The organism is Streptomyces sp. NPDC001634, assembly GCF_040298185.1.
In the GTDB taxonomy this organism is placed as follows: Bacteria; Actinomycetota; Actinomycetes; order Streptomycetales; family Streptomycetaceae; genus Streptomyces.
Map to the genome: position 1 here is coordinate 1 of NZ_JBEOZU010000161.1, position 10,611 is coordinate 10,611.

11 protein-coding genes and 3 pseudogenes are annotated in these 10,611 nt (G+C 67.0%); 9 read left to right on the top strand and 5 right to left on the bottom strand.

What is annotated here, in order from left to right; all coding sequences use genetic code 11:
• Positions 1–779 (top strand): substrate-binding domain-containing protein (locus ABT186_RS46120; protein ID WP_351930399.1); only part of this gene is annotated, 779 nt, incomplete at its 5' end.
• A 21-nt stretch (positions 780–800) separates the two neighbouring features.
• Positions 801–1,106 (top strand): hypothetical protein, encoded by a 306-nt coding sequence (locus ABT186_RS46125; protein WP_351235650.1) that lies wholly within the window; start codon positions 801–803, stop codon positions 1,104–1,106.
• 98 nt (positions 1,107–1,204) lie between these two features.
• Here ABT186_RS46125 and ABT186_RS46130 read toward each other — a convergent pair whose 3' ends face one another.
• Positions 1,205–1,435, bottom strand: a complete 231-nt coding sequence (locus tag ABT186_RS46130; RefSeq protein ID WP_351235648.1) for a WD40 repeat domain-containing protein — start codon at positions 1,433–1,435, stop codon at positions 1,205–1,207.
• Between the two features lie 50 nt (positions 1,436–1,485).
• Here ABT186_RS46130 and ABT186_RS46135 point away from each other — a divergent pair.
• Positions 1,486–1,632, top strand: a pseudogene (locus ABT186_RS46135) (IS982 family transposase); the annotation flags it as partial.
• Between the two features lie 76 nt (positions 1,633–1,708).
• Positions 1,709–3,058, top strand: a complete 1,350-nt coding sequence (locus tag ABT186_RS46140) for an IS701 family transposase (protein ID WP_351930401.1) — start codon at positions 1,709–1,711, stop codon at positions 3,056–3,058.
• 66 nt (positions 3,059–3,124) lie between these two features.
• Here the strand turns inward: ABT186_RS46140 and ABT186_RS46145 are convergent, their stop codons facing one another.
• Positions 3,125–3,487, bottom strand: coding sequence for a winged helix-turn-helix transcriptional regulator (locus tag ABT186_RS46145; protein ID WP_351235646.1), 363 nt, complete (start codon positions 3,485–3,487; stop codon positions 3,125–3,127).
• Between the two features lie 55 nt (positions 3,488–3,542).
• On the opposite strand from ABT186_RS46145, the gene ABT186_RS46150 reads away from it, so the two are divergent.
• The 4 genes and pseudogenes from ABT186_RS46150 (at position 3,543) to ABT186_RS46165 (ending at position 7,426) form a co-directional block, all read left to right on the top strand.
• On the top strand, positions 3,543–4,769 hold the full coding sequence (locus ABT186_RS46150; protein ID WP_351930403.1) for an MFS transporter: 1,227 nt from the start codon (positions 3,543–3,545) through the stop codon (positions 4,767–4,769).
• Between the two features lie 603 nt (positions 4,770–5,372).
• A complete protein-coding gene (locus ABT186_RS46155; RefSeq protein ID WP_351235642.1) occupies positions 5,373–5,978 on the top strand; it encodes a hypothetical protein in 606 nt (201 codons plus the stop codon).
• Positions 5,979–6,331: 353 nt separating this feature from the next.
• A pseudogene (locus ABT186_RS46160) lies at positions 6,332–6,547 on the top strand (transposase); the annotation flags it as partial.
• 435 nt (positions 6,548–6,982) lie between these two features.
• Complete coding sequence (locus ABT186_RS46165; protein WP_351930405.1) at positions 6,983–7,426, top strand: hypothetical protein; 444 nt, start codon at positions 6,983–6,985, stop codon at positions 7,424–7,426.
• A gap of 15 nt (positions 7,427–7,441) precedes the next feature.
• On the opposite strand, the pseudogene ABT186_RS46170 reads toward ABT186_RS46165, so the two are convergent.
• The 3 genes and pseudogenes from ABT186_RS46170 to ABT186_RS46180 all read right to left on the bottom strand — a co-directional run.
• A pseudogene (locus ABT186_RS46170) lies at positions 7,442–7,776 on the bottom strand (transposase family protein); the annotation flags it as partial.
• A 158-nt stretch (positions 7,777–7,934) separates the two neighbouring features.
• Complete coding sequence (locus ABT186_RS46175) at positions 7,935–8,741, bottom strand: nucleotidyltransferase domain-containing protein (RefSeq protein WP_351930407.1); 807 nt, start codon at positions 8,739–8,741, stop codon at positions 7,935–7,937.
• Between the two features lie 496 nt (positions 8,742–9,237).
• A complete protein-coding gene (locus ABT186_RS46180) occupies positions 9,238–10,254 on the bottom strand; it encodes an NADP-dependent oxidoreductase (RefSeq protein WP_351235636.1) in 1,017 nt (338 codons plus the stop codon).
• Between the two features lie 100 nt (positions 10,255–10,354).
• On the opposite strand from ABT186_RS46180, the gene ABT186_RS46185 reads away from it, so the two are divergent.
• Positions 10,355–10,611 (top strand): LysR family transcriptional regulator (locus ABT186_RS46185; protein ID WP_351930409.1); only part of this gene is annotated, 257 nt, incomplete at its 3' end.

Here is a 10,611-nt window from a genome sequence, read left to right on the forward strand (position 1 = left end):
GAATCTCCTACCTGTCTGGGGACGGCCGACGCGATCGGCATCGAGGCTGCCGTGGCCCGATCCGTGCACGCGCTGTGAAGGCGTCCGTGCGCCCCGGCCGCCGTCCGCTACGCGTCGACGTGATCGCCTCACGCGGCGCGGCGGCGGGCCTGATGCGCGGCTTCCACCGCGCGCACCCCGAGATCGACCTCGACGTGGTGATGCTGCTCGACATCGAGACGGCCATCACCGCCATCCGGTCCGGCGCGATCGACGCGACCTTCCGCGCCGTCGCCGCGCCCGGCCGGCCCGTTCCCGAGGATATCGAGTCCGTCCGGGTACTCGACGAGCCGCTCCAACTCCTCACCGGCCCCGCCCACGCGCTGGCGGGCGCCCGGTCGGTGACCGTCGCTCAGCTCGCCGGGCACCGGATCTGGATGCCCGGCATCGTCCCCGGTACCGAGTGGGCCGCCTACTACGACGACCTCGTCGTCGAGTTCGGCCTCACCATCGAGGCGACCGGCCCCAACTTCGGCTCCGACGCGCTCCTCGACACCGTCGCCGACACCCCGGCCCTGGCCACTTTCATGGGCGAGCACACCCGCCTCGTCTGGCCCGCCGGCCACGGCCTGCGACGCATCCCGGTGACCGACCCGACGCCCGTCTACCCGCATTCGCTCCTCTGGCACCGCGACAACGCCCACCCAGCACTGGCCACCCTCCGCGCCCACCTCGCCGCCACAGCGGCCGGCCACAACGCCGCTGGGACCTGGGCGCCGGGCTGGGTGATTCCGCGCTGAACGCCGCTGCGTCTTCGATTGGTGATCGGCGCCATCGGCGCCGCCTGCGCGTTCATCGGGCCGCTGTGGAACGTCGTGATCATCAGCTACACGACCGTCCTGGTCCCCAACGAGCTACTGGGCCGCGTCACCAGTGCGGCCATGACCCTGTCCTGGGGAGTCATGCCCATGGCCTCCCTCGGCGCCGGCTACCTGCTCACCACTCTCGGACCAGTCGGCTCCATATTCGTCCTTGCTACGGTGATGCTCGTTACCGCGGTCATCGTCACCGCCAGCCCGGCCGTCCGCCATGCCCCACCGCTCCCCACACACGACGAGTCGACCTAACCCCAACCGCCAACTGCTACCCGGTCGACATGGATTCGGGGGTGAGGAAAATCGGCGTCAGATCGTGCTTCTGTGCGCTCTGCGATCGACGCCGGGTCTTATGGAGCGGGGGCCGGTCGCTCACGGAGAGCGTCCGAACGGATCGCCCACCGTCGGACGCGGTCCGTGCTCGCGGTGACGAGGAGGGTGCCGTCGGGTGAGAACGCCACCGCATGGACCGCGCTCTGGTGGCCGGTGAGCGGTTCGCCGACAGGTCGGCGCGTGGTCGGGCCCCACAGCCTGACCGAGCGGTCCGTGCTTCCGGTGGCGAGGGGGGTTACCCACCACAACGCGACCTGGTGGGCGTCCGCGACGAGCGCGTCGCCCGCCGCCGCCTTGCCAACTCGACCTCGAACGCCACGGAGCGAGGACCCCGGCCGGGATCCTCACCCGCGTCGGACAACGCATCCTGGCGATGACGGCCGCAATCTGGCACAACCGCAACACGGGCCGAGCCATCACCCGATCACCGATACGGCAGCTGTAGTTCTGGTGTTGGTGCAGGTCGGGCGTGTCAGGGGCGGGTGTGGGCATGGGTACGGCCACTGTGATCATGAACGTTTGTGAGGACGTATCAAGAGACGGTGGCCGTGGAGGCCACGATGGCCGGGCAGGCGTGGGCGAAGGCGTTCGGGGCGGCGATGGGCGTGATCAGCGGCTGTTTCGCGCGGCGTGAAGCACGCGAGACCGCCCGGGAGTTGACCGCCGGACTGCTGCTGGAGGTGCACACGCGCAACTGTTGGACCCTCGCCGAGGCGCTCGGGCACCCCGGCCCGCATCGGTTGCAGCATCTGCTCTCTCGCGCCCGTTTCGATCACGACCAGGCGCGCGAGCAGGTAGCCCGGATGGTCATCGATCACCTTGCCGACGAGGACGTGGTGTTGGTGGTGGACGAGACCGGGGACGCCAAGTCCTCGACTGGTTGTGTGGGCGCGGGCCGGCAGTATTCCGGTGCCCTGCACGGTGTGGGTCTGTGCCAGGTCGCGGTGCATCTGGCCGTGGTCACATCGACCACACGGGTGATCATCGACCGGGCCTTGTACCTCCCGGCTGACTGGGCCGCCGATGATGAGCGACGCGAGGCGGCTGGCGTCCCCGACGAGATCACCTTCGCCACCAAGTCACAGCAGGCCGCACGGATGGTGGCCGATGCCCTCGACGCCGGGGTGCGCGCTCGCTGGTTCGCCGCCGATGAAGTCTACTGCGGCCGTGAACTACGCATGGAGATCCGCCGGTTAGGACTCGGTTATGCCGTCGGTGTCCCGGCCACCCACTCGGTCGTCGACGGCGCCGAACGGCGCTGGCAAGCCCGTCAACTGCTCAACAAGGTCCGCCCCGAGCAGTGGATGCGCCGGGCCACCGGCGACGGCGCCAAGGGCCGACGCCAGTACGACTGGGCCTGGCTGGACATCCGCCCCGACGACACCCCCAACGAGGCCGGGCCGCAGGGCACAACGAACGTGCTGGTCGCCCGCCGCCACCGCTACACCGGCGAGGTCTCATACTTCCGCTGCCACGCCCCCGGCCCTGTCGCTCTCGCCACCCTCGTGGAGAACATCTGCCGCCGCTGGAAGATCGAGGAGACCTTCCAGCTCGCGAAGGGCTACACCGGCCTCGACCAGGGCCAGGTCACCTGCTGGAACTCCTGGATGCGCTGGTCACTGTTCTCCCTGATCGCCGCCGCCGTTCTCACCATGACCCTGCATGCCGAGACACCCGCCACCACCAGACGGCCGACCCGTCTCGTCCCGCTGACCTGCCCCGAACTCGTACGCCTCCTACGGACCTTCGTCCTGCCGTCACCCACCCGTGATCGCGAGCACGCGCTCCGCTGGACCGCTTGGCGCCGACGCCATCAGGCCACCGCGCAAGCCTGCCACCAGCAACGACACCACCTTTACGACCAACCATGATCGGAACCACAGCTGCCGTGACTGTGCCCCGCGCCGCGCGATTCGTGGCCGGATCGGCGAACGGGGTTACCGTTGCGCGTCGGCTTCTGCGCGGGCGCGTTCGATGTCGGGGACGTGGCTCTCGGCCCATTCCCGGACGGCACGTAGGGGTGTCAGCAGTGACCGGCCGAGGTCGGTAAGGGCGTACTCGACATGTGGGGGATTTGCGGGAATCTCCGTGCGAGAGATCAGACCGTCGTACTCCATCGCGCGAAGCGTCTCGGTGAGCGCCTTCGGTGTGATCCCCCGGATGTGCGCCTTGAGCTCGGTGAATCGCATCGGCCTGTTGTCCAGCGCGTTGACGATGAACACCGTCCAGCGCGCCCCGATCCGGTGCAGAACGGTGCGACTGGGGCAGGTCGCGGCCATGATGTTGTAGGCCTTACCCATACACGACTCCCGGTAGCGTTGTGGATACCGGTATAGAATCTATACCGTCCGGGTTGTGTCTCTTCCCGATTGCACGGTCCGTCCCTCGATAGCTCGGCACGGCCGTTTCGTCGCAGCGATCGTCATCGACTCGCTCGGCACCGGTGTCTTCGTCCCCGTTTCGATGCTGTATTTCCTGGCCACGACGTCGCTGACGCTGGTGCAGGTGGGCGCGGCACTGACGACGGCCGGGCTGCTGGCGCTCCCGGCGGGTCCTCTGGTCGGAGGACTGGTTGACCGGTACGGCGCCAAGCCGGTACTGCAGGCGGCAAACCTGGCCCAGGCGCTCGGCTTTGCCGGGTATCTCGTCGTGGGCCAGACATGGCAGATCGCCATCTGCGCCTGGTTGAACAGTGCCGGGCGGGCGGTGTTCTTCAGCTGCTACGGCGTGACTGTCACGGCGCTGGCCGCGCCCGGCCAACGCGAGCGCTGGTTCGGTCTTCTGGGGTCGATACGCAACCTCGGCTACGCACTCGGCGGGCTCCTCTCCGCCGTCGCCGTCAGTATTGGTACTCACGGCGCCTACGCCACGATCGTGGTCGGCAACGCCTTGTCCTATGTCGCCGCCTTCGTTCTGATGCGGGCCGTGCCGAATGTCCGTCCCGAGGCGGGCCAGGACGCTGCTGGAGGCTGGGGGCGCGTGCTCCGGGACCGGCGGTACCTGTCACTGGTCGCGCATCAACTGTGTTTTGCGATCTCCTTGTTCGCCCTCAACATCGCGATACCGGTCTACGCTGTGGACGTGCTGGGACTGCCTGGCTGGAATGCCGGCGCGGTCTTCACGCTCAACACCCTGATGGTCGGCTTCGGCCAAGGCGTCGTCGTCAGGTGGCTCAGCGGGCGGATCCGCAGCCGCGTCCTCGTCGCCGGACACGCCTGGTTTGCGGTCGGCTACCTCCTGTTCCTCGCCGCCGACCGCGTGGCTGCGCCCGCCCTCGCGGTCGGCGTCTTGTTGCTCGGTGCAGGCAGCTACACCTTCGGTGAAATCCTCGGCGGCCCCATCACGTCGACCGTTGCCGCGGAGAGCGCCCCAGACGCTCTCCGCGGCCGGTACTTGGCCCTCAACCAGCTCGCCGTGACTGTCGCAGGAGCGGTCGCTCCGGCCGTGCTCTCCGGGTTGCTGTCCACCGGGGCAGCCTCGATCTGGCTGACCCTGGTGGGCGTCAGCGTCCTCGGAGCCACGTTCGCCACTACGATCGGCAAAGTGGTGCCAGCGGCGCAGAGCCGCATCGGAGATGTCTAACCGGCGGATATCCATGCGTAGTTCGCGGCCGCAGTAGACCTCTCACCCCCATCGCCGCCCCGAACGCCTTCGCCCACGCCTGCCCGGCTACCGTGGCCTCCACGGCCACCGTCTCTTGATACGTCCTCACAAACGTTCATGATCACGGTGGCCATACCCATACCCATACCCATACCCATGCCCACACCCGCCCCTGACACGCCCGACCTGCACCAACACCAGAACTACAGCTGACGTGACTGACCGCCTACGACCACTGACCAAGCCTTCGGACTTACTCGTCTAGGGCTCGGCGGACGGCGACCACGACCAAGCGGTCCTTTGCCAGGTCTGCCGATGACGCCATTCCGGCAGCTCAGAACCGGAGTTCCGCGATCATGCACAGGGGTTGGCTGAATTGATCCTCCACATTAAATCCCAGAAAACTCGCTGAGCGGCCTAGCACGCAATGGTTCCAGATGACACGATTGCATCGCACTCCCCAGTAATTGCGCTCGCCGATCTGACCCTCGGCTGCAGCGCGGAGTTCAGAGTGCGTCCTGCGCCGATGTCCGCGTCTTGACCAACGTGGAATCAAGTCGTCCATTTTTAGGGGGAACCGACATGAAGCGCCTCAGAATCACCATTCTCACCAGCTTGGTTGCCGTTGTCTTAGGGCTAGGGACCTCGGCCGGAGCAACACCGCGAAGCGATCCGTCCCCGTCCGCGACGATGGTGAGCCCGCCGAGTCTGCACGGACACAAGGCGGTGAAGGGCACTGAAATCATTGAATGGGGAAAGATCAAGGAAGGAAAGCTCTACTCCCTCACCTACCGCGCAGGCGACGTGAGGCCGGCAGAGCCGCCGGTTGCGCAGGCGAGTGCAAGTTGCTCCATTTACATATCGGACGTGGCGTTCCACGGTGCAGGATCGAACGCGTGGTTCCAGTGGGAGACGTCTCAGGTGTGCAGCGGCGCGTTCGGCTGGCAGTACATCCGAACGCAGATGTGGCGTAGTTCATGGAGCGGCCCTCGCGGCTACACGCCGTGGCACCAGACTCCCACGAAGACGAGCAGCTTCATCGACTACGGCTGGTCGGCCGACTGCAATGACGGCGGCGGGACATACACCTACTACCCTGTCATGGTGGGCGTTGCCAGCTTCGGCTCCAGCCCGACAACCCGGTCCGACAACGACCTACGCAAGAACTGCGGCACGTATCGTCCGTAGGAGGGCGAATGGCGCAAACCCCGCCTGAGAAATACCCGCCGGAGGGAAAGTCTCTGGGCCACGGCCCAGACTACGAGTCAAAGGCAACGGTCACCTACTCCACCGAAACCCCGGGAGCACGCAAGCTGTGGTGGCGGATCCGCGCAGCGGTGAGATGGCCGCAGAGGGCGCGCCGCCAGACCCGGTGACGTGCTGACCACTGCGTCTGCCAGATGGCAAGCGCCTCCGCGGGGCGCTCGTCTGCCGGTCGATGCGACGGCGGGCGAGCGGCCTTGTGGGTCTGGTTCTTCTCGAGGACTACCTGGTGTAACAACGGCTGACACAATGAGGTGGATCGGCTCCGTGGACCGTGTCTGGGCGGCGAGTTGAGCGTTGTCCGGCGCGCGGGGGTGGCGCTGTGGATTGTGTTGGATGAGCTGTGGGAGCGTATCGAGCCGCTGCTGTCGAGCAGGGAGCGCAGGTTCCGGTACCCGGGCCGTAAGCCACTGCCGGACCGGCAGGTGCTGTGCGGGATCCCGAACGTGCTGCACACGGACATCCAGTGGAAATACCTGCCGAAGGGCCTGGGCATCACTTGATCACTGGCGGGCATGGAACGCCGCTCGCCGTCATCCTGACCGGCGGCAAGGTTCACGAGGCCTCGCCTTCCTCGGATTCGCTACCTGCCTGATCACCTACGAGCACATCCAACGGCTTTGTCAGGGCCTCAAGTTGGCGCGGGTTGCCGCCACTGAGCCTATTCCGACCTGGCCGGTTTGCCTGGGCTGTTCACACGTGGTGGCGGGGGGCCTCGGCCCGACACCTTCATCGCGGCGGGCAGACTTCGCGCAGTGTGACAACTCTGCTCGACCCTTCGTCGACCATGCAGGGGATGGTCGTCTTCTTCGGGACGTCTCCGCAGTCGATGCAGGAGGACTGTCGTCAGCCTTTATGGCCTGTCAGGGGCGACCGCTAACGTTCTGGTGACGTAGTACCGCTGGCAGCTGACTCGGAGGAGGTACAGGATGGGTGCTTCGGCCTGGGACTACTACACGCCGTACCAGGAAGATCTTGGTGCCGCGCTCGAGGAGTTGCGGCACCGAGTGTTCCTCGCCGGCGACTACTACTGGGTGCGCGGCGGCGACTGGCTTCCTGAGGAGGAGCGCCGCCCGCGACCTTTGACCCTGGACGAACTGTGGGCGGACGAATGGACGCAGCACTCCGGCACCCACTCGATCCTCGATGTCTTCCACGTTCAACGGGAAGATGAGGAGCCCGAGGCCTGTGCAGTACAGCCGGTGACCCTCGAAGAAGCCCGGAGGGCCACCGGAACCGAACAACTGACCCGCGAACACGTTCCAGCGATCCAAGACCTCGCTCGCGAGCGATGGTACGGCCGTTGCGCAGTACTGCACGACGACCACGGGACGCCACAGGAGATCTACTTCTGGGGTTGGTCTGGAGACTGAGCCATCCACCTGTTCTCAGGCTGGAGCAAGGTAGAGGGCGAGCACGGCCTTGATCAGGTCCGTGATGCGGCTCTTGCTGCACCGCAGATTGCGCAGGAGTCGCCAGGTCTTGAGGGTGGCCATGGCCTGTTCGCCGAGGACTCGGATCTTGGCATGTGAGCGGTTGACGGCCTGCTGGCCTGCGGAGAGGTCGTGCCGACGACCGCGGTAGGGCACGTGGACGGTGCCGCCGGCGCCTTGGTAGCCCTTGTCAGCCCAGCAGGGATGCCGGCGTCCGTCAGGGCCCAGATGATGCCGTGGGTGCGGGCGGCCTTGATGCCGTGCTCGGCACCGGGCAGGGCTGGCGAGGCCTGGCTGCGTAGGTGAGAACGGGTATGGGTTGTCGATGAGTCTGAACAGCAGTGGTCGATGACTGCGTGGAAAAAGGTCGATGAGCATCGACACCGCTGCTGGGCACCTGTCGTGTCGGCGGCCGCTGAGAAGGTCGAGTCATGGCGTGGGCCGCCCGTCAGGGACGCGGGGCTTTCTCGCCGTGCACGGCTGTGTATTCGGCTGCGAGCCAAGGTCCGAGGTCGTTGCTGAGCATCCCGAGCACCGCCGGGTCGGGTGAGGGTACACGGCCAATGGACGCGGCGACACGCATCTGCTCGACGCGCTCGGGGTAGAAGCGGCCGAAGAGCTCGGCGGCCTGGTCGAGGTCGCTGGTCCAGCCGCGCCATCGGGGCATGATCAGGGTGAATCCTGTGCGGACGATGCGACGGCCGACGAGACGGCTGAGGGTCCGGTGATCGGCGTCCGTGGTGGCTTCGGCTGCTTCGGCACGCCAGTGTGGAAGCACTCGGGCGAGGTCACCGTTGGTCTCCCGCGCGAGTAGGGCTGTGGGGCGGTAACGGGGCAGTTGTTCCGCGAGCTCAGGGCCCAGCAAAGGGGTGCAGAGGCAGGCGATGAAGAACCCGCCATCGTGACGTTCGACGTCGCTGAGCAGAACCCGCGTGCTGGTCAGCAGGATCCCGACGCCATCGATCTGTGGGAATGCACGGTCGAGTACGGCCTCGATTGATTTGGCGTCAGCCCGGTCGGCTTCGGTGGGCTCGTCGTGGAGGGCGAGCTGGAGGTCGAGGTCGGAGACTCCGGGGGTGGCGGTGCCACGGGGGATGCTGCCGTAGAGGTAGGCGCTGTGCAGGCGCGTTCTGCCGAACGTCTCGGTGATATGAGTGCGGGCGGCATCGACGACGAGGACGAACGCTGCCGGCACTCGGTCCAGCGCGCCTTCGCGTGCGATCGTTCCGTCGCGGTCCAGCCCTCGTTCATTCATGAGGCCACTGTGCCTTGTGCTGCTGTGTGCTGCCGAGCGGATTTGCGAGGCGGTGTGGCGTCCGCGAATCGCACCGCCCTCGCATCCGCCGGCGGGCGGTGCAGCACCGGCCCACCAGGATCGATGGACACGACCTCGCCGTCCTCGCTCGTTCCCCGACCCGCGGGGTGCTCTCGGACATTCCAGCGTAGGGCTTCAGACAGGGCGGGAGCGTTCTCGCCTGGCGAGACGGTTGGCCGTGATCATCCTGCTTTGGTGAAGTGGTGCAGGTCCCGGGACGCATGACGCGACACCTGATGATCAAGGTGTCTGAAGCCGTCGATCACGCAGGGGCCGCGTCCGCATGTCAGTATCCGAGGCCGACGTCCTCGCGTGTCACCGTGACCGCTTCGCGGACACATACGCCGTCGAAGCCGAGCAACTGCCAGACCTGGCCGAGACCCTGGAGACGGCGCCGCTCCGCGATACCGAGTTCTTTCGAGAGATGGTTGCCAGTTTAAGCACGGGCTTGCGTGTGATCTCGCACGATGATCTTGCCGGTGTTCTGGCCGCGCAGCATTCCCAGGAACGCGTCCACGATGCGCTCGAACCCGTCAACCACCGTCTCGTCCAGAGCGAGCCGGCCGCTCTGCAGATGCGGTACCGCGAACTCGTACAACTCCTCCTGCACATCACGGTAGTTGCTGACCAAGAAGCCCTCCATGCGGATGCTCTTCTCCACGATGTCCGCGTAGTTGAAACGCGGCGGTGGCGCGTCGGGGGTGTTGTACTGGCTGATCGTGCCGATGCGGACGATGCGCCCGAACTCGCGCAGCGCTCCCACGGCCGCGGCCAGCTGCTCGCCGCCGACGTTGTCGACGAATACGTCGATGCCGTCCGGTGCGACCTTGCCGAGCAGGTCGGCGGCGGGCCCGTCGTGGTAGTCGAAGACAGCGTCATAGCCGACCTCCCGCGTGAGGTGGCCGGTCTTCGCTGCCGAGCCCGCGCTGCCCACGAGCCGTCCGGCGCCGAGCAGCCGGGCGAGCCGCCCGGTCGCCGTGCCGACCCCGCCCGCTGCGGCCGACACAAACAGGTCTTCACCCTCCTGGAGCCGGGCGACCCGGGTCAGGCCCACATAGGCGGTCAGGCCGGTGCCACCGAGCATGCTCAAGTACGCGGTCAGCGGCACGCCGTCGAATCGAGGCAGCTGCCGGATCTCCTCGGGTGTGACAACCGCGTGCGTGCGCCAGCCCTGCCGGTGGAACACGATCTCACCCTCCGCCAGCCGGGGCGTGCGCGAGGCGATGACCCGCCCGATGGTACGGCCCTCCAGCGGTGCGTCGAGCGCGAAGCCGCCGGGCACGTCGTCCATCATCTCGCGGTGATAGGGGTCGACGGACCAGTAGAGGTTTTTCACAAGCGCGCTGCCGACTGCGGGGTCGGGAAGCGTGGACTCAACGAAGGCGAAGTGCTTGGCGGTGGGAAAGCCGTGAGGGCGGGCGGTCTGGTGCACGGTGAGCGCGGTCTCGTTCATGACCGGACGGTAGGGCAGGAATGCGCCTGGTGAGCAGCTGGTTGGGCTCATACGAGACCCCGTTCCATGAGCAGTTCTCATACGTTGAGGTGAGCGCCCCGTGGTCCGCACGACCGACTCTGATCTCGCCCCGCATGAACTGCGCGTCCTGGTGGCGGTCGCAGACACCGGCGGCTTCTCGGCCGCGGCCGAGACACTTGGTCTGACTCAGTCCGCGGTCTCCCACTCGGTTCGCGGCAGTGAGCGGAAGATCGGTGTCGTGCTCTTCGAACGCGGCCGCACCGGCGCCCGCCCCACCGCTGCCGGAGAGAAGGCCGTGGCGCACGCCCGCCGCATCCTGCGCCTGCTGGACGTCCT

Bases quoted from the DNA above. Each gene is read 5' to 3' on its own strand.
- ABT186_RS46175 (WP_351930407.1), bottom strand. From the start codon at position 8,741: ATGAATGAACGAGGGCTGGACCGCGACGGAACGATCGCACGCGAAGGC.
- ABT186_RS46165 (WP_351930405.1), top strand. From the start codon at position 6,983: ATGGGTGCTTCGGCCTGGGACTACTACACGCCGTACCAGGAAGATCTT.
- ABT186_RS46155 (WP_351235642.1), top strand. From the start codon at position 5,373: ATGAAGCGCCTCAGAATCACCATTCTCACCAGCTTGGTTGCCGTTGTC.
- ABT186_RS46180 (WP_351235636.1), bottom strand. From the start codon at position 10,254: ATGAACGAGACCGCGCTCACCGTGCACCAGACCGCCCGCCCTCACGGC.
- ABT186_RS46145 (WP_351235646.1), bottom strand. From the start codon at position 3,487: ATGGGTAAGGCCTACAACATCATGGCCGCGACCTGCCCCAGTCGCACC.